Genomic DNA, 19,292 nt, shown 5'->3' with positions numbered 1-19,292 from the left:
ACTGCCCCTGCCAAAAACGTTGGAATAAGAGGGTTTACAGATATGTTGATACTTGATAAGTTTAAAAGAAATAAATAAAATATTGACAACTGATAGAAATTAAAATATAATTAGAATGAACATTCTATCTAATAAGATTTGCAAGTTTGCACGGAGGATTAACAATGTTTGAAGAGTATAATAAAGTTGAAAAGGCAGTCTTAGAGGCTACGCTTGAACTTATAAGTGAAAAAGAACTGCAAGCAACATCAATGTCTTTGATTTCCAAAGTTTCAGGTATATCAACTGGAAGTATCTATCATTATTTTGATAGCAAAGAGGCTATTATAAATGAGCTTTTTAAGGGAATAGTTAGATTTCATTCTGAACAAATATTAAAAGGTTTTAATTCAAATGAAATAATTAAAGTTCGATTTCAACGAATTTGGGAAAATTTCATTCAGTTTGGCATGAATTATTCGAAAGCTTTTCAGTTTATTGAGCAATATTCATTTTCACCATACATTACTGATGAAGTAAAGAAAGAAATATATGATGAAGTTTGGTGTGAAGAAGTTTCTAAACTTTATGCAGAAGCGATTGAGCAAAAGTTATTTATTGAATTAGAACCTAGATTAATGGTTCAAATGCATTATGGATCTATAGTTTACTTATTAAAATCATATTTTCAGGGGAATACAGATCTTACGGATGATATTATTCAAACAGCAATTTATGCATGCTGGAATGCCGTAATAAAAAAAGAGAACAACTTGTAAATTTCACAAGATATATAGGAGATTTAGAAGAATTAAATTATGTAAAAGGTCTGATCTCCTTTGTAGTTAGCTTAGAAAGTTCAAATAACCATATTAGAATGAACATTCAGTTTAAAAAGTATTTAAGGGGGGATACATTTTCAAAATATAAGAGATTAAAAATTAATTTTTAAAAAAGAAATGATATAAGAATTTATTTTATGTATGAAAGTATATATAGGAGGAATAATAATGAATACAAATGAAATAAAAAATTGGCATAAGGAAACAGTTGGGCAAAAGGTAGTAGATGCATTAATAAAAAATGATTTTGATGCTTTATATGTATCAACTATGGAAGAAGCTTCTGATTTTATTATGAAGCATGTAACTCCTGAATCTACAGTAGGTTTTCCAGGATCAATGACAATATATAATATGGGAATTCAAGATAAGGTTAAAGATCTTGGGGGTCAAGTCTTAGATCATGGTACTCCAGACTTAACTTTAGAGGAAAGAGTAGAAATAGCAAGAAAAGAAATGTTAAGTGATTTATATCTGTGCAGCAGCAATGCGATTACTTTAGATGGTGTACTTGTAAATGTTGATGCTTGGGGAAATAGAATAGGAGCTATGAATTTTGGTCCTAAGAAAGTAATCATTGTAGTGAGTGTTGATAAAGTATGTAAAGATGAGGCCTCAGCTTTTGAAAGATTAAAAACTATAGCAGCACCTATGAATAATGTGAGGATTGGTACCCAAAATGCATGTACAAAAACAGGTACATGTGTTAATTGTCAAGCAAAAAATAGAATTTGTAGAACATATTCTGTAATGAGAAAAAAACCAGGTATGAGTGGCATTACTGTAGTAGTTGTAGGAGATCGTTTAGGATTTTAAATTAGTGTAAATTACAGGAGATGTACAGAGATTGTACTGTAAGCTTATGATTTACTATATATATGTAACTTTTAAGAGAAGATTTATTTTTATTTTAGGTTACTAGAATGAACATTCGATTTAGCTGTTGATTTATAGATTAAGGAGGCTTTAATATGCATAATAAAGTAGCATTAGTGACAGGAGCAACAAGTGGCATTGGAAAGTTCAAGTATTAGTAGACAAGTAGACAAATACATTTAATATTTAAATTATATTTATAAATATACTCAACATAAATTAAGAGAGGTAAAATAATTTTACCTCTCTTTTTACCCCTTATAGAATAATATAAAACAACATTATTCAAAACTATACAAAATAAAAATGACAGTATAACACAAATCGATCCATATTAAAAATTAAACAATGCGTTTGTTTCAATAATTTCAATGACCTTTTCGGTACAGTCTCTAGTTGATATGTACTCTTCATGTTTGCTATTTCCATGACCAGGTAAATCAGGAGCCAAACAATAATAGGACATAATGCTAAAGAAAAATATCAAAATAGAACATTTATTTTATCCAATTTGAGGTGGAATTTACTTTACTCTTTATGACACGTTTGCTGGTATTGAGACAATAAATATATATCTTATTTCTCGGATTTCCGTTAAACGCAATGATTTTGAGAAAAACACCTCCTCGTAAGCAATAAAAGCTATTTCTTTTTAGCAGGACACTTTGTATGATTGGTAAACCAAAAACAGTTTTTACACCCAAAGCACTTGTTCACCGTCTGGCTGTTTATCACATGGTTGGCAAACTCAGCATCGGCAAGCATTGCCCTGCCGATTCCGGCAAAGTCTGCATAATCATTTTCAATTAAAAATCGAACCTGTTCTTCCGTACGGATTTCGTTTACTGCAATTACGGGAATACTAACTTCTTTTTTAATTTTATAGCTGCTATATGTCATGGAGCTGCATTTAAAATGTTCCGGAGCAGGATGAACTGGCGGCTGCATGCCAAAGGATATATTCAGCAGATCAATTCCGGCCTTTTCGAATACCTGTGCTGTATCGATGCCATCCCTGCTCTCAGGTAAATACTCACCCATCCGGACAGATACAATAAAGTTACTATGGGTATTTTCCCTGATATTCGCAAGAATTTCTGTTAAAATCTTAGCTCTGTTTTCCGTACTACCGCCATATTCGTCCGAACGTTGATTATAGGATGCATCTAAAAATCTGCAAAGTGTAAAACCATGTGCAAAGTGATATTCCACTCCATCAAAGCCCATATTACAAGCGTTGACGGCCGCCTGTTTCATTTCTGCTTGTATTTTATGAATTTGAGCAATTGACAGCAGATTGATGTTCATATCATCATAGATGGAAAGCTGCATCATTGCCACAGCACCATAAGAATGGACATTGGCGGCAATTTGTGTTAAAGCGTCCACACTAACGGACGACCACATTTCTGTAGAGGTTGATGCACCCAATACATTTGTTGCCTGTACAATAATGAGACCCGCACCGCCTTTTGCCCGCTCGGTATAATGCTCAATGTGCTGTCTGCCGTAGTATGAGCCGTTATCTCCGTGAAAAGAGAACGTAACCATTGGGAGCATTACAATGCGGTTTTTTAATGAGATATTTTTAATGGTGATCGGCTCTTGCAGCTTCGCCAATTCCTTTCGCCTCCCATCCGGAAAAATTGTTATAAAACACAGTATTATCAATAGCAGCACGCTGCTCATGCATTTTGCTTGGGGCGGCATCTTCAGCAGGGTATCCCATTACAAGCAAGGCCACCGGCTCCAAGTTGTCAGGTATATCATATGCTTCTTTGATCTTTTTGGGGTCAAAGTACATCACCCATGTGGTACCCAAACCAATGTCCGCAGCTTCCAGCATCATGTGTGTTGTTACAATACTGGCATCCACATAACCGCTGTTTCTATCATCAAATTTCCGGTGCCAGCTGACTTTTTTATCATAGCAGACAAGTAGTGCCGCCGGTGCATTGAAGTGATATTGCGTACATTCTTTCAGCTTTGCAAGCGCCGTCTCACTATTAATAACAAGAATACGCTGCGGCTGAAAATTTGCGGCAGTCGGTGCAAGCTGTCCTGCTTTCAGAACAAGATCAAGTTTTTCTTTTTCAATGGTTTTTTCACTGAATTTGCGTACAGAATATCTCTCTTTTGCAAGGGTTATAAAGTCCATAATCAGTCTCCTTTTCTCTTTACAAATATTTTTTTACCTGTTAAACTGAGTATAAGAAAATGAGTACAAAAGTGCAAGTACGCACATTTTTGTGCCTTAAAGTTTGGAGGTCATTATGTCTGGGAAAGCAACAAAAATAAACCCTGTACACTTTAATAAATGCGCGGTAATTCATGCCTTGGAAATCATTGGAGGGAAATGGAGACTGCCAATCATATGGGAGCTTTCTGCTCAAGAAAGTATGAGATACAACGAACTCAAACGCCACCTGAATGGAATTACTAACATTATGCTTACCCGTGCATTGCAAGGCTTGGAAGAACATGGACTTGTAAACCGTACCGAATACAATCAGATTCCTCCTCATGTAGAATACTCATTAACTGAAAGTTGCAGGGAATTGCTCCCTGCCCTTGAAATCATCAATCAGTGGGGAAAAAGGCAAATGCTAAACGACCATTGTGAGGAAAAGGCCGTCGAATACTAAGTTTTTCAAAGAAGTACACGTAAGAAAGCACGAATTAAAGGCAATTTAAATTTAGAGAGGTGATAAACTTGAAATCATATTTGATTGTTACAGGAAATCTGTATGAACAACTAATCATTAGTGACATTAGCACTTCTTATATGGATTTCAATAGTGGGAATCCATACAATACAACATTCAATAATACTACGAATTAAAAGGAGTTGAATTTACAGCTCCTTTTAATTTAACACAATTACCATTGTGTTGAACTCGTTTATTTAAGATGCTCCCTCCACCCCTTTTACAATGTTCCATCAAATTCTACTCCCATTTTTCTAAGATATTTTATAAATGCTGAAATATCTCCAACATAGCTTTGACAGTATTAGTACTTTTACCATCCTCAATTAAATTATTTTTAAATTCTTCTACTCACATCATCATTATTTTTCATCCCAAGTGGTGGTTGATGACTTAGAGTATATTATTCTCAATTATCACTTTATAAATCCTAAAGCTATGACTACTGCCATTGGTCCATTAACAATAGCATGGACAATTAACCCTGTTGTCGTATTCTTTGTTCTTTGAATGGTAAAAGGTATGATAAACAAAAGAGGTAACAAAATAATAATCAAGTCAATTCCAAAACACAGATGAAAGAGGAGCCAACAGCAGGCATTTACAAGCCAAGCCCATTTTCCGTGAGTCAATTCCTGGCGAGGCAGAATATATCCATGCCACAACATTTGTTCACCGACAATAAATGAACTGCATTAAGAGCTCTTTCCCTTTAAATTAAAAAATGGGTGGGAAGAAATATCCGTGTGAGAATGCTCCCATTACACTAATTGCGTCAAATTTAGGTTTTACTAATAAATAATAAAACACGGGAATCCTTATATAATGATGGTCTGTCCGTGCTTGTTTTTTTACTACTTTATAATTACCATATATTTTTCACGATGTGAAATCAAAATTCTCTAGAATTTAATATAGGGGTAGAGCCGATATTATCGGAAATGTTGGCGCTACTCCTAATAAAATAAATATCTAAATTTTACTTTATTATAAAGTTAAGATTAAAAGTTAGTGTATAATCTTCCTATATTGTATAACAACAAGAGCAGAGATGCTCTTGTTGTTATTTTGAGTTATGGCGCCATTAAAATTTAGTTGCTATAGGTTTTAAATAAAGTTTAATCAAAAGTATTCAAAATTAATGAAGATCTAGCCATTTAGAAGGGTTTTATATTCAAATTTAATAAATCTAATATAGTTTCTATAAGAAGTATCTTCATATCATCATAGTTAATTTTATCACGTTTATTTATTGCTACTGCATCACAGTATTGGTCTATCATATGGAATATAATATCTAATTTTTCTCGGGGATGAGAAATAGAAAGACCAAGAGCTGGTAATGCATCTGCAATTTCAGATAAAAACTTATCTTCAAACTGATTCATATATTGTTCCACATCAGGATCTAAATGGCGCATAGCTTGAAATTCCTCATGGCCCGCCTTAGACATTGCGTGAAACTGGATATTCTTGTCAATGATGTCGGACAGGAAAGCTTCTAATTCTTTTCTATCTTTGGATAAATGTAATTGTTGAACCATATTAAAATCAAATTTTGGAGTCATTTGATCCATACATGCTAAAAAAATTGCTTTCTTATCTTGAAAATAATGATAAATAATGCCAATAGACACACCGGCTTCTTTTGCTATTTCATTAGTATTTGTATTATAGAAACCTTTTTCCATGAAAAGTTTCATACCTGCCTGAATAATTTTATTTTTCTTTTCTATGGAACGTGCCTGACGTGGTTTTCTGATTTCTGCTTTAGCCATAATATATCTTCCTTTTGTACATAACAAATAAATGTTTTGTTGATGGTCTTGTTGTTATTATGCAAGTACATTATAAAAGAAAATTTTTATTTGGTCAAGAAATGTGATAAAAGTATCATATTTTTATTGACAGGTATATAGCACTATGATAAGATACAAATTAAAATATGATATATATATCATATTTAATGGTTTGCAAATATAATTTAAAAGAAAGAGAGAAATAATATGACAGTTTCAAAAAAAGATGTTGAATATGTTGCAGAACTAGCAAGATTAAGTTTTTCTGAAGAAGAAAAAGAAAACCTAATTGGAGATTTAAATAGTGTACTTGGGTATGTGGAAAAATTAAATGAATTAGACACGGATGATGTGGAAATCATAGTAAATCCATATTATATTGAAAATAAATTTAGGGAAGATGAGATAGAACCTTCTATGGAACTTAGTTCAGTATTAGATAACGCGCCAGATAAATTAGAAGAATATGTAGTTGTTCCTAAAATTATAGAATAGCAGCTTTAAATAGGGAGGTTTTTTAATGGAATTGCATAAGCTTAAAGCTCATGAGCTAAAAAGTATGATAAAAAATAAAGAAGTTAAAGTAGAAGAAGTTACAAAGGAATTTTTAAATAGAATACATAAAAATGACGAAAAGATAGGTGCATATCTATATAAAGCAGAAGAGGAAGCTATAAATTCTGCAAAAACTTTAGATGAAAAAATAGCAAAAGGGAAAATATTAGAAGGTTTAGGTGGAGTTCCTGTTGCTATTAAAGATAATATAAGTGTAAAAGGAATGCAAAACACTTGTGCTTCAAAAATTTTACAAGGTTACACATCACCTTATGATGCTACTGTAACTGAAAAAATTAGAGAGAACAACGGAATCATACTTGGTAAGCTGAACATGGATGAATTTGCTATGGGTTCATCTAATGAAAATAGTGCCTTTGAGAAGGTTGTAAATCCATGGAATGAAGAGTTTGTTCCTGGTGGTTCCTCTGGTGCTTCAGCAGCAGCTGTTGCTGCTTTTGAAACTCCCCTTTCTCTTGGAACAGAGACAGGAGGATCTGTTAGACAGCCAGCTTCTTTTTGTTCTGTTGTAGGACTTAAACCTACTTATGGAAGAATATCAAGATATGGAGTAGTTGCTTTTGGTTCAACTTTGGATCAAGTAGGTACTATCGGAAGAGATGTAGAAGATTGTGCCCTATTAACTCAAAACATTGCAGGTGTAGATGATAAAGATTTCACAACAGTAAATATCCCTATTCAAGATTATACAAAGAGCCTTACAAAAGATTTAAAAGGTAGAAAGATCGGTATACCAGTAGAATATTTTAGTGAAGGCTTAGATGATGGTGTCAGAAAAACAATTGATGAAGTAATTAAAGTATTAAGAGATAGTGGTGCTGAAGTTAAAGAATGTTCACTTCCTTTGTCTGAATATGCTCTTGCTACATACTATATAATATCCTCTGCAGAGGCATCTTCAAACCTTGCCAGATTTGATGGTATAAGATTTGGTCACAGATCTAAAGAAGCTAAAGATGCAATAGATATATACTTTAAATCTAGAAGTGAAGGTTTTGGAAGAGAAGTAAAAAGAAGAATAATGCTTGGAACTTATGTGCTTTCAGCTGGCTATTATGATGCTTATTATAAAAAAGCCTTAAAGGTTAGAAATTTAATAAAACAAGATTTTGAAAGAGTACTTAAAGAATTTGATGCCATAATTTCTCCTGTATCACCAACTACTGCTTTTAAGTTCGGGGAAAAAACTAAAGATGTTCTTTCTATGTACTTATCAGATATTTATACTGTACCTGTAAATATTGCAGGATTACCAGCAATATCTGTACCATGTGGCTTTGTTAATAATCTTCCTGTTGGACTTCAGTTTATTGGTAACTATTTTAGAGAAGATACATTATTTAATTTAGCTTATGGATATGAATCTGCAACAGAATGGCATAAAAAAAGTGCTGTAATTGAGTAAGGAGGATTAGTGCAATGGAATATGAAGTTGTTATAGGACTTGAAGTTCATACTGAACTTTCAACAAAAACTAAAATATATTGCGGATGTAAAACTGAATTTGGAGGGCAGCCAAATACTCATGTTTGTCCTGTATGTATGGGGCTTCCAGGTTCTTTACCACATTTAAATAAAAAGGTTGTAGAATATGGTATAAAGGCAGGTCTCGCTTTAAACTGTTCTATTACCAAGTATGGAAGAATGGACAGAAAAAGTATTTTTTACCCAGACTGTCCTAAAAATTATCAAATAACACAGGATGAACTTCCTCTTTGCAGAGATGGTTTTATAGAAATAGAATTAGAAGATGGAAGTACAAAGAAAATAGGAATAGAAAGAATACATATTGAAGAAGATGCTGCTAAACTACTGCATACTACAGTCGGAACTTTAGTAGATTTTAATAGGTCAGGTGTTCCTCTTACAGAAATAGTTTCAAAACCAGACCTTAGAAGTGCTCAAGAAGCAGTTCAATATCTTGAAAGATTAAAGAGCATTATTTCTTGTGTAGGTGTTTCTGACTGTAAAATGGAAGAAGGATCTTTAAGATGTGATGCTAACGTTTCTGTTATGAAAAAGGGTTCTAACGTTTTTGGTGTAAGAACAGAAATTAAAAATATGAATTCTTTTAAAGCATTAGAAAAAGCCATAAATTACGAAGTAGATAGACATATAAAAGCTATTGAAGCAGGAAAAACATTAATTCAGGAAACAAGAAGATGGGATGATACAAATAATATTACTGTAGTAATGAGAAGTAAAGAATATGCTAATGATTATAGGTATTTTCCTGAAGGAGATCTTGTAACTCTAAATATAGATGATGAATGGATTGAAGAAATAAGAAAAACTATACCAGAACTTCCATATGAAAAGGAACAAAGGTTTATAGAACAATTCAAGATTCCTAAGTATGATGCAGGGGTATTAACTCTTACAATGTCAATGGCAGATTTCTTTGAAAAAACAGCAGAAATTAGTGGCGATGCTAAGTCTTCATCAAACTGGTTAATGGGAGACATTTCAAAGATAATGAAGGAAAATGCTGTTTGGGTTGAAGATTTAAAATTTACCCCAGAACAATTAGCAGAGCTTATAAAGCTTATTAATGCTAGTACAATTTCTAATGCTATTGGTAAAAAGGTCATAGTAGATATGTTTAACACAGGTAAATCACCTAAAACAATAGTAAATGAAAAAGGCTTAATACAAAACAGTGATACGGATGCTATACTACAGGTGGTGAAGAAAGTGTTAAATAGTAATGCTAAATCTATTGAAGATTATAAAAATGGTAAAACTAAAGTAATTGGTTTCCTTGTAGGTAAAGTAATGAAAGAGACAAAAGGAAAAGCTAATCCTCAAATTGTAAATAAACTAATGAATGAAGAAATAAAAAAATATTAAAGATTTTCGAGGCTGTCTCAAAATGATTAAAAAAATTTCATTAGTCCTTGCAACTGATTTTGCTTCCTTTTGAATAAAGTTGTCTCATAATAGTTATTGAATTGCGATGCAAAAATACCGTACAATTCAATAATACGGCATTTTAATAAATATTTTTAATTTAACTTATTTTGATTTTAATGTTATTTTAAATATTAGGATACCTATACTTTTAATAGCCTTTTTAAATAATAAATTATAAGAGCTATTAATGGAATTATAAAAATAATAGGAGGGAAAATATATACTAATGCAAAATTCCAACCAGTATTTATATGCTCTGGATTATTTCTTGCTATTATTAGTGAGGTAATTAATACTAGAACTCCTAATATAGTACATAGTAACCCCTAATTTTTGACATTAAATATTTGTGAAATTCCTAGTGCTGATACATATATTAGTACAGATATTTTAAAAAATCCACCGAGCATTAAAATCACTACAAATATTGGATCCAATCTATTTAGAAAGTCTCCAATATGTACCAATCTAAGAGCTTCAAGCAAAGGATAGTCATTTGAGCTGGCAAATTCATACCCTAAAGTTACTATAAATAAAATATTGTTTAAGGCAAGGAATACGCCCTCTAAAATTGATGTAAAAATCACTGCTTTTTTTAATTTGGTTTTTTGTATTAAAAAAGGATAAAGCATAGTCATAGCTATAAACTCACCATAGGGAAACATAGAAAGCTTCCATCCTTTTGAAATCAATTTTATGAAACCTATATGTAAAATTGGGTATATGCTATAAAATTTAAGAGCACCTTTAGTCATTAATAATAATATAAAAATAAGAATACTGGAAAATATCATAATCATAAAGCCTATCTGTGCCATGCTTCCTATATTCTCAATACCCTTATAAACACTATAGGTAATAACAATCATAAAGACTGATGCTGTGATGTACGCAGGCGTTCTTATTAGTGCAAAAGAGGTTGTAAGCTCAGTAAAATCTCTTAAATCTCTAGCAGCATCATATGCAAAAAACCATATATATATAATACTTAATATAAAACCAATATATTTTCCATATACCTTAGGTAAATATGTTACTATAGAATCTTCAGGATATTTATTAAAAAGACTTATATAAATCATTTGAATAATTATAGAAACTAATGCATAAAGCAGCATTGCAATCCAAATATCACTTTTAGTGTCTGGTGTTAGAAAAAATAAACTTGCAGTTCCATAGGGTACTAAAAACATTATTGCTAAAAATTGATATGAGGTTATTTTTTCATTCATACTATTGTCCTCTTAAACTTTCATTAATGTATTTCAAACTTCTATTACTATTCTTTCACAAAATTGTTTATTTATTAATTTTTACAATAGTTCCCTAAGTTAGTTGTCTTTTATTAAATATTTATATTTTTTACTTAATTCATATAGATATCATACTCCATTATTCAATTTTCAAAGTACAGTTTTGTCTATTTTATTTAGTTTGCTTTTATATTAAGAATTAGGAACTTTTAATTCTGAAAAGAGTCTGATTTATTACAAAGATTAGATAGTATAAAGGCAGTTAAGAATTAAAGATAATTAACTGGGGATAATAAATATGAAATTAATCTTTGTTAGGAGATGAACTTATGTCAAAAATAGAGGCTGCTATCGAAAGAATTAAAATTCTTGAATGTCCTACAGGTGAAGTAGAAAATAGAATTGCAGGAATACTTGAGGATTATGGAGTTGCTAATAGAAGTGAAATAGAAGTGAAAAGACATGGAGTATTAAATATAAATGGAGCAGAGGAATTTTGTGCGAAGATATCAGGGACTGATAAGCAATCTATAATAGTTTTAGCAAGTTCGGGGATGGATGATTATGTAGCTAAAGTTACAGATGCTTATATAAAGTATTAGTTTTATATATACATTTAAGTATTTTGTTAAGAAAGGTTACATATAGATTTAATTAATGATAATGAAAAAATATGAACAAATAGTGTTGTAGGTTGTTTTGGAATATTTATTAAATTTCCCCACACTTTTCCCACAAAAGTTTCAGATAGCTCTAGTTTTGATTAGAAAACAGAAGTAAGTAAAGCTAGCAATATCAATATTTATAGGAAAGTGCAGAAAAATAAAAATGTATAGAATCAAATCACGGGTTCGGTTTCAGTTGAGACTACCAAAGCTTACATAAGTGAGTTTACAGAATTTGTAGACTCGCTTATTTTTACAATAAGGCTATAACTATTGATGATTTATTAGGATTTAATGATATTTAAATTAAACCTTCAAGGGTTGTATTTTTTAACAGCTTGCGCACAATCCATTCGGCAGGTAAGGGACGTCCGCTATATAATGTCTTTGTTGCTGCTGCAAGTACACGAATATCGTATTTAGATGGATATATCTCAGGTACTTTTTTCTCAAGGTTAAGTAGTGTATAAACTGCCATCATTGCTGAACGAATAGAATATTCAACTGTAAACACACAATCATCTGCTATTTCTGCAAATTGACCTAAAAAGGCAAGATTGCTACTACCTTCAGGAACAACGTCAGGACGATCTCCTTTGACGCGTGGCATAAATTGGCTGGTGATATAAGGCATCATACATGGGATGACATTAACGGTTTTAATAATTTCAGGTATTTTGTCTTTCATACCCATATGATATAGAAGTTCTGTCACTAGTTCTTTACCAGTACAATCGCACATTTTCTTTTTCACAAAATCACCAATATTGTCAGGAAAAAGACCATAAGCCCATAGAACTAATACATTTTGAGGTTGATTAATAAAGTGAGGTTGCCTACTGCAGGTTACGCTCAAAAGCCAGCTTGAGTCCTTAATGGTTATAATACCTCCAGTAACAACTTTACCAGAGAAAGGATCTCTATCTGTCAGATTCTTAAGAAGGTTAGCTATCTTAGAATCTGTGCATGTTATAGTGAAAGATTCCCATTTACTCTTATCGATGTCACCACAGAATACTTCGGGTTTTCCGAATGATGGGTCCTTCTTTGATATGTTTTTCCATAAAGTCCAGCACGCTCCCAATTTACGATTAAGTTTTGCTGGTTCGTTCATACTTCCAAGAGCAGAATTTTCTGTCATAGATCCATTAGTAACAAATACTAGATCATTTTCACTTGTATAAATTATTTCATCTTTTCCATTACGTAACAAGTGAATTGCAGTAACAGTTTTTTTATTTTCATCTATGTCAATATTTAAATCTATAACTTCTGTATTCAGATTAAAGGCTACATTTTTTGATTTCAACCATTTTTCTAAAGGGAGAATCATAGAATCATACTGGTTGTATTTTGTAAACATAATGTTTTTTAAATGGCTCATTCCAGGAAGTAAGTGCATAAAACGCTGCATATAGCGTTTCATCTCCACAACGCTATGCCAATTTTGAAATGCAAACATGGAGCACCAGAAACACCACATATCAGTTTGAAAAAAAGAAGGGTGGAAATACTGCTCAACAGTGGTAGCACCTAATTCTTCTTCCGTTGCAAGAAAAAGCATAGCTAGTTGTTTGATGTGAAGGTCGTTTAGTCCAAGAGAAGAAAAATCAGCTTTTTCACCGCAATTATGAAGTAATCTACAAGTAGACTTGTTAGGATCAAGAATATTCAGCTCACGAAATTCGTCTAGAACTGTTCGTTTTGGATTGCTTAGTGAAGGAATTCTGCTATATAAGTCCCAGCAACATTCATAGTGTTCTTCCATTTCTCTTCCGCCACGAATAACGTAGCCGTCCTTTGCATTTCCTGACCCGTCCATAGCGCCTCCAATTATATGTGTTTCTTCTAAGATAGTAATGCTTTTGCCATCCATATGACCATCACGAATCAAGTATGCAGCAGCTGCAAGAGATGCTATACCACCGCCAACCAAATACGCTTTTTTCTTCTCAATGCCTTTCGGTATTAAAGTGTTTATATTTTGATAATTTCCCATAAATTTTACCATCTCCAATATTAGTTTGTATATACTTATACTATGATTGAATGACAAGAAACTGTAGGCTAATATAATTTGTAGTATAGTTACTTTGTAAATATTACAACATACGGTAATTTAATCTATTGAAAAGAATTCTATTACCTATACTTCCCATTGGAATTATACAATCTTTGGTGCAACTGAAAGAAAATTAAAAGGTTATATGAATACTTTGCTAATACATATAATATAATTCTACATATATTAATAATCTCATTGCTTATTTTAATAATAGTTTATATATTTCAAAAAAAGAAACATAAAAGTTTCTGAATAGTAAAAGAAAAAATCTTTAGTTAGTATTAATGAGCATAATCTGTATCGGCAATTACTGAACAATATTATTAACGGTTGTACTAATTATGGTTTTAAAGGTGGTGCGGAAAACAACTATAAAAAACTAGGTTATAAAGGGGAGTATACTATGAAATTTATAAATAGACGTAATAAAATTATCGCAGGAATAGCAATTTCTCTTTGCACTTTATTTGTTGTATATTTTGTGACTTCAATATATTTCATGAAGCATTTATATTTTGGTTCTAAAATTAACGGTACTGATGTATCAGGTAAAACAGTGGAAGAAATTAAAGCACAAATGCCATCTGAGCTGCATACATATTCTTTGAATATAAAAGAACGGGGTGGCAAGCAGGAGCAAATTAAGACAGGTGATATTAATTTAAAGTATAAATCCGACCAACAATTTAAGAAACTTAAAGATGAACAGAATCCTTTGAAATGGCCGTTATCGTTTTTTGATACAAAAAATTCCAACATAACAGCAGAAATTTCATATGATAAAGGTCAATTAACAAAACAAGTAGATAATCTATCTTGTCTTGCTAATAGCAATATAATTGAACCTAAAGAACCAAGCTTCAAATATGTAGGCAATGCTTTTAGGATTGTAGACGAAATTAAAGGTAACAAGATAGATAAGAATATTTTAATTCAACGTGTGGCAGATGCAATATCTAAGCAGGAATCAACAATAGATCTGGAGTCTGCTAATTGTTATATAACGACCAAGTATACTTCAAAATCTGAAAAAGTTATTAAAATTAGGAACATGCTCAATAAATATGTATCTTCAAAAGTCACCTATACTTTTGGAGAAAGTAAAGAAATTTTAGATGGTTCAACAATAAATAAGTGGCTTACAGTTGATGGTGATTTTAATGTTATACTTGATGAGGGAAAAGTAAAAGAATATGTAAAGTCACTTGCTAATGCCCATAATACTGCTGGTAAGACAAGAAGTTTTCATACATCATCAGGAAATACTATAAATATTAGCGGTGGTGACTATGGCAGTCAAATTAATATTGATAAAGAAGTACAAGATTTAAGTGAAGCGATAAAAGAAGGGCAAACAATAACAAAAGAACCGGCATACAGTCAAACTACTGTCTCTCATGGTAGCAGTGATATTGGAAATACATATGTAGAAATAGATATGACAAAGCAACATCTATGGTTTTATAAAAATGGTTTATTGGTAGTGGAAGGAAATGTTGTTACAGGTAACGTAAGCCTAAATGACACAACACCTGCAGGAATTTACAGATTAAAAGATAAAGAAAGAAATGCCACTCTAAAAGGTGAGGGTTACAGTGCTCCTGTTAGTTACTGGATGCCGTTTAATGGAGGAATTGGAATACATGATGCAACATGGAGAAGTGTGTTCGGAGGAGAGATATACAAGACAAATGGTTCTCACGGTTGTGTAAATTCACCATACAATTTAGCACAGACAATATTTGATAATATAGATGTAGGTACTCCTGTTGTGTGTTATTATTAGAAAAATTAAATTAATTTAATAAAATTTCCCCACACTTTTCCCACATTAGGTTTAGAAAACTCTAGTTTCTGTCAGAAGGCAGTAGTTAGAAAAGCCAATAATACCAACGGTTATAGCAAATTTTAGAAAACTGTAATTTGCAATAAAGCAAAACCATTGGTTGTGGGTTCAAATCCTACTGCCCCTGCCCAAAAAAGGCTTTCCGGGTTTCGGAAAGCCTTTTTTTCATTTTTATGAGTTAATAAACCTATATAAAAACTACTGGCTATATACAATTTTTACTGACATTGTAATAATTGTATTCTTAAGTTTATTTCCAGCTTATATCTGCTTCCTTCCTTGGTACTGTTCTCAAATATTTTACATCAGGATAGCCAAGTATCATACAGGTCACAATTTCTTTTCTTCTTTTGACTCCAAGGAAATCTTTAATCTTCGTACTTTCCTGGGCAGCCCTTACAAAGAAGCCACTAAAAAATGTTCCAAGACCTAGAGCATTAACCATAAGCTCCATATTTGAGGAAGCTAGCGCTCCATTTACCTGTGAGTTAGCTGTGACAACTATTACTACTGGAGCATTAAAAAATATTTTGTCATTCTTAGGATTTTCTTTATATTCTTCATACATTTTAAGCCACATCTTTGCATATCTTCTATATAGCCTAGTTTCAGGAGTATGATTATTGAGAACATATTCTCCCATTGTCTTCATACTTTCAAAAGTTAAATCCTTTAGTTGTGCTAATCCTTCTCTAACAACTATGTAAGATACATCCTGCATATTGCTGCCAGTTTGAGTAAATCTGCCAGCTTCTATAATTTTAGCAATTTTTTCTTCTTCAACTTCTTTATTTTTATATTGCCTTACAGTTCTTCTGAATTTTATGAAATTTAGTAAGGTATCTGCATCTATTGAAAAGCTCTCTTTATTATATTCTTTTACATCTTGCATGCTATATTCATCTATTGATACTGCGCCTTTTGGACAAACTGCAATACAATGTCCACACTTAATACAGACTTTATTATTGATCTTTGCTTTACCATCAACCATTTCTATATCCATTGGGAAACAATCCTTAACACATTGTCCACATCCAATGCATTTTTCAATATCTATTTTCATAATAACAATCTACTCCCTTTATGAGATTTAATTAATCGTTTTTTAGTACACAATTAATTGTAAATATTAACTTAAATGTTTTATAAGAATAATTATAAAATACTATTTTATAGTATCATCATTACTTATATTTTAATGAAAAGTATGCAATATTTCAACTACAGTATTAACTGAATTTCAGATAGTGTCAGGGTAAGTATTGAAAGTTGAAATAAAGAAAAAAAATTTTTTACTTATTTTTACATCATATATTGTATAATAATAGAATTCCATGCTATAATTCAATAGTAAAGTAAAAAATGGGAAATAATTGATAAATTATTAATTTTAAATGACATTTATAGGGAAGGTTAATAAAATGGATATGAGCAGTTTGTATACAATTTTAGTAGTTGATGATGATGAAAATAATTTATTTACTGTAAAAACTCTTATAAAAGAATATATTGATGCTAATGTATTGATTGCAGATACTCCCAAGAAAGCATTACAAGAGCTTATAAAAAATCCTGTAGACTTAATTATTTTAGATGTACAGATGAAGAGAGAAATGGATGGTTTTGAACTGGCACAGATTATAAAGGGAAGAAAAAAAACAGAGCATATACCCATTGTATTTTTAACGGGAGCTTATATTGGGGAAGATTTCAAAAAGAGAGGCTTTGAAATAGGAGCTGTGGACTATTTAACTAAGCCCATTGATGATTTTTTACTTATAAATAGAATAAATGTATATTTAAAGCTAATTGAAAAGGAAAGGAAAACAAATATACTATTACAAGAACAAACAAAAGAATTAAAAAGAGCAAAAGAAATGGCTGAGGCAGCCAATGAAGCTAAAAATATCTTTTTTGCAAACATATCTCATGAATTTAGAACTCCTCTAAATATTCTTCTAGGATCCTCCCAAATGATAAAGCATTATCTGGGAAATGATAATGTTTTAAATAAAGAGAAAATAAAGTCAAATGTAAAAACTCAGATTCAAAATTGCTATAGACTTGTAAAGCTAGTTAACAATCTATTAGATATTACAAAAATGGATTCAGGCAATTTTACTCTTAATTTATCAAACTGTAATATTATTGAAGTGGTGGAGTCAGTTGCACTCTCTGTCGTGGAATTTGCGGCTTCAAAAAATATAGAAGTAATATTTGATACCAATGTTGAAGAATTAAATTTTTTGTGTGATTTAGATGCAATTGAGAGAATTGTGCTGAATCTTTTATCAAATGCAATAAAGTTTACTCCTAAAGGTGGCAGTATATTTGTTAATGTAAAAGTTTTAGATAAATTTATTCAAATTAGTGTAAAGGATTCTGGTGTAGGAATTCCTAAAGATAAGCAGGAGATGATTTTTCAAAGGTTCAAACAAGTGGACAACCTTCTTACAAGAAGTTGTGAAGGCAGTGGCATAGGTCTTAATCTTGTAAAATCTTTAGTTGAAATGCACGGCGGAAATATACAACTTAAAAGCGAGTATCAAAAAGGAAGTGAATTTATTGTTGAAATTCCTATTAGAGAAGGATGTGGGGAAAACGCTGCACAAGGCTGTTGTACGAATAACAGCAGTACTGTAATTAAAAAAATTGATATAGAGTTTTCTGATATATACTTTTAGTTTAGAAGGATTTTTCATCAATTAGTAATAAGATACAAGGAAAGGTAAATACATATCGGTTATTATTATTGAGACAAAACTATACAAGGGAGATAAAGCTAATGAAAAAATTTTTGTTAATGATGCTCACTGTTATGACAATATGTTTATTTATTGGTTGTGTAAAAATAGGAAATGATACAGCAAAAGATATCAACAAGATTAAGATAGGTGTTTGTATCGCTAATGGTAATGACAAATACGGGTCTTATTTGCTTAATGAAATGAAGAATTACTCCAAATCTTTAAAGGATGTTGAAGTAGTATTTGCTGATGCAAAACAAAATTCTAATACACAGTTGTCGCAGGTTGAAGATTTCATATCCCAGAGAGTAGATGCAATAATTGTTACCCCAGTTTATATAGATTCATCAAAGGAAATAACTGATAAAGCTAAAGCAGCTAATATTCCAATTATCAGTCTTATGAATCCCTTTGAAAATCAAAGTGATGCAGCATGTTATATAGCTCCGGACTCAAAACAAGCTGCCACATTGGAAATGGAATACCTTGCAAAGAAAATGAATTACAAGGGTAACGTTGCAATTATAATGGGGCCAATGGATGATAGAGCACAGAGAGTGAGAACTGAAACTTATCATGAGGTAATAGCAAAATATTCTGATATGAAAATTGTTGCGGAGCAATCAGCTGAGTGGGATAGAGCTAGGGGGATGGCTCTAATGGAAACTTGGCTTAAATCTGGAAAAGAGATTGATGCTGTAGCCAGCAACAATGATGAAATGGCAATAGGAGCATTAAAAGCTATAGAAGCAGCGGGAAAACTTGGAAAGATAACTGTAGGTGGTATAGATGCTACTCCTGAATCTCTTCAGTATTTAAAGAGTGGCAAACTAGCTGTTACAGTATTTCAGGATGCAGCAAAACTAGGTAAGAGCAGTATAGACACCGCAATTAAAGCAGTCAAGGGTGAAAATGTAGAAAAAACAATAAATATACAAAATGAATTAGTTACTCCGGAAAATGTAGACCAATATATAGCTAAGTGGAAAAATAAGTAGAAAATTGTTACATATACTTTTA

Annotated in this window: 16 protein-coding genes and 1 pseudogene; 10 read left to right on the top strand and 7 right to left on the bottom strand. The window is 31.7% G+C overall.

Annotated elements, in window-relative coordinates; all coding sequences use genetic code 11:
* Nucleotides 1–164: 164 nt before the first annotated feature.
* Both ABF633_RS02745 and ABF633_RS02740 read left to right on the top strand, forming a co-directional pair.
* Nucleotides 165–758, top strand: coding sequence for a TetR/AcrR family transcriptional regulator (locus ABF633_RS02745; protein WP_415521781.1), 594 nt, complete (start codon nt 165–167; stop codon nt 756–758).
* 231 nt (nt 759–989) lie between these two features.
* Nucleotides 990–1,637: a lactate utilization protein gene (locus ABF633_RS02740; RefSeq protein WP_415521779.1), complete on the top strand. Its 648-nt coding sequence runs from the start codon at nt 990–992 to the stop codon at nt 1,635–1,637.
* Nucleotides 1,638–2,339: 702 nt separating this feature from the next.
* Here ABF633_RS02740 and ABF633_RS02735 read toward each other — a convergent pair.
* Nucleotides 2,340–3,317: an NADH:flavin oxidoreductase gene (locus tag ABF633_RS02735; RefSeq protein ID WP_415521777.1), complete on the bottom strand. Its 978-nt coding sequence runs from the start codon at nt 3,315–3,317 to the stop codon at nt 2,340–2,342.
* A complete protein-coding gene (locus ABF633_RS02730; RefSeq protein WP_415521775.1) occupies nt 3,286–3,855 on the bottom strand; it encodes a nitroreductase family protein in 570 nt (189 codons plus the stop codon). Before ABF633_RS02730 ends, ABF633_RS02735 begins: the two co-directional genes overlap by 32 nt.
* Nucleotides 3,856–3,970: 115 nt before the next feature.
* Here ABF633_RS02730 and ABF633_RS02725 point away from each other — a divergent pair, with 115 nt between their 5' ends.
* On the top strand, nt 3,971–4,342 hold the full coding sequence (locus tag ABF633_RS02725; RefSeq protein ID WP_415521774.1) for a winged helix-turn-helix transcriptional regulator: 372 nt from the start codon (nt 3,971–3,973) through the stop codon (nt 4,340–4,342).
* A 479-nt stretch (nt 4,343–4,821) separates the two neighbouring features.
* Here the strand turns inward: ABF633_RS02725 and ABF633_RS02720 are convergent, their stop codons facing one another.
* Together ABF633_RS02720 and ABF633_RS02715 are read right to left on the bottom strand one after the other, a co-directional pair.
* Nucleotides 4,822–5,073 carry a type II CAAX prenyl endopeptidase Rce1 family protein gene (locus ABF633_RS02720; protein WP_415521772.1) on the bottom strand — a complete coding sequence of 84 codons (252 nt, stop codon included), beginning with the start codon at nt 5,071–5,073 and terminating at the stop codon, nt 4,822–4,824.
* Between the two features lie 489 nt (nt 5,074–5,562).
* Entirely contained in the window at nt 5,563–6,183 is a 621-nt protein-coding gene (locus tag ABF633_RS02715) for a TetR/AcrR family transcriptional regulator (protein WP_415521770.1), read from the bottom strand.
* Between the two features lie 228 nt (nt 6,184–6,411).
* Here ABF633_RS02715 and gatC point away from each other — a divergent pair, with 228 nt between their 5' ends.
* From gatC to gatB, 3 genes are read left to right on the top strand one after another with little or no spacing between them, the layout of a single operon-like run.
* Nucleotides 6,412–6,699, top strand: coding sequence for an Asp-tRNA(Asn)/Glu-tRNA(Gln) amidotransferase subunit GatC (gene gatC, locus ABF633_RS02710; RefSeq protein WP_415521768.1), 288 nt, complete (start codon nt 6,412–6,414; stop codon nt 6,697–6,699).
* A gap of 25 nt (nt 6,700–6,724) precedes the next feature.
* Nucleotides 6,725–8,185 (top strand): Asp-tRNA(Asn)/Glu-tRNA(Gln) amidotransferase subunit GatA, encoded by a 1,461-nt coding sequence (gene gatA / locus ABF633_RS02705; RefSeq protein ID WP_415521766.1) that lies wholly within the window; start codon nt 6,725–6,727, stop codon nt 8,183–8,185.
* A 14-nt stretch (nt 8,186–8,199) separates the two neighbouring features.
* A complete protein-coding gene (gene gatB / locus ABF633_RS02700) occupies nt 8,200–9,630 on the top strand; it encodes an Asp-tRNA(Asn)/Glu-tRNA(Gln) amidotransferase subunit GatB (protein WP_415521764.1) in 1,431 nt (476 codons plus the stop codon).
* Nucleotides 9,631–9,833: 203 nt separating this feature from the next.
* Here the strand turns inward: gatB and ABF633_RS02695 are convergent.
* Nucleotides 9,834–10,925: pseudogene (locus ABF633_RS02695) on the bottom strand (GerAB/ArcD/ProY family transporter).
* A 350-nt stretch (nt 10,926–11,275) separates the two neighbouring features.
* Here ABF633_RS02695 and ABF633_RS02690 point away from each other — a divergent pair.
* The gene (locus tag ABF633_RS02690; protein ID WP_415521762.1) at nt 11,276–11,548 is read left to right on the top strand and encodes a hypothetical protein; all 273 of its coding nucleotides are present in this window, start codon (nt 11,276–11,278) and stop codon (nt 11,546–11,548) included.
* A gap of 364 nt (nt 11,549–11,912) precedes the next feature.
* On the opposite strand, the gene ABF633_RS02685 is transcribed toward ABF633_RS02690, so the two are convergent.
* The gene (locus tag ABF633_RS02685) at nt 11,913–13,610 is read right to left on the bottom strand and encodes an oleate hydratase (protein WP_415521760.1); all 1,698 of its coding nucleotides are present in this window, start codon (nt 13,608–13,610) and stop codon (nt 11,913–11,915) included.
* Between the two features lie 469 nt (nt 13,611–14,079).
* On the opposite strand from ABF633_RS02685, the gene ABF633_RS02680 reads away from it, so the two are divergent.
* Complete coding sequence (locus ABF633_RS02680; protein WP_415521758.1) at nt 14,080–15,462, top strand: L,D-transpeptidase family protein; 1,383 nt, start codon at nt 14,080–14,082, stop codon at nt 15,460–15,462.
* A gap of 310 nt (nt 15,463–15,772) precedes the next feature.
* Here the strand turns inward: ABF633_RS02680 and ABF633_RS02675 are convergent, their stop codons facing one another.
* Nucleotides 15,773–16,591 carry a nitroreductase family protein gene (locus ABF633_RS02675; RefSeq protein ID WP_415521913.1) on the bottom strand — a complete coding sequence of 273 codons (819 nt, stop codon included), beginning with the start codon at nt 16,589–16,591 and terminating at the stop codon, nt 15,773–15,775.
* A 355-nt stretch (nt 16,592–16,946) separates the two neighbouring features.
* Between ABF633_RS02675 and ABF633_RS02670 the strand changes: the two genes are divergently transcribed.
* Together ABF633_RS02670 and ABF633_RS02665 are read left to right on the top strand one after the other, a co-directional pair.
* Nucleotides 16,947–18,209: an ATP-binding protein gene (locus ABF633_RS02670; protein ID WP_415521756.1), complete on the top strand. Its 1,263-nt coding sequence runs from the start codon at nt 16,947–16,949 to the stop codon at nt 18,207–18,209.
* Nucleotides 18,210–18,310: 101 nt separating this feature from the next.
* Nucleotides 18,311–19,270 (top strand): sugar ABC transporter substrate-binding protein, encoded by a 960-nt coding sequence (locus ABF633_RS02665; RefSeq protein ID WP_415521754.1) that lies wholly within the window; start codon nt 18,311–18,313, stop codon nt 19,268–19,270.
* Nucleotides 19,271–19,292 lie beyond the last annotated feature (22 nt).

It is taken from the genome of Clostridium sp., from assembly GCF_047718555.1.
In the GTDB taxonomy this organism is placed as follows: Bacteria; Bacillota; Clostridia; order Clostridiales; family Clostridiaceae; genus Clostridium_I.
The sequence above is the reverse complement of the archived record's forward strand: the minus strand, read 5'-3'. Positions and strand labels throughout refer to the sequence as shown.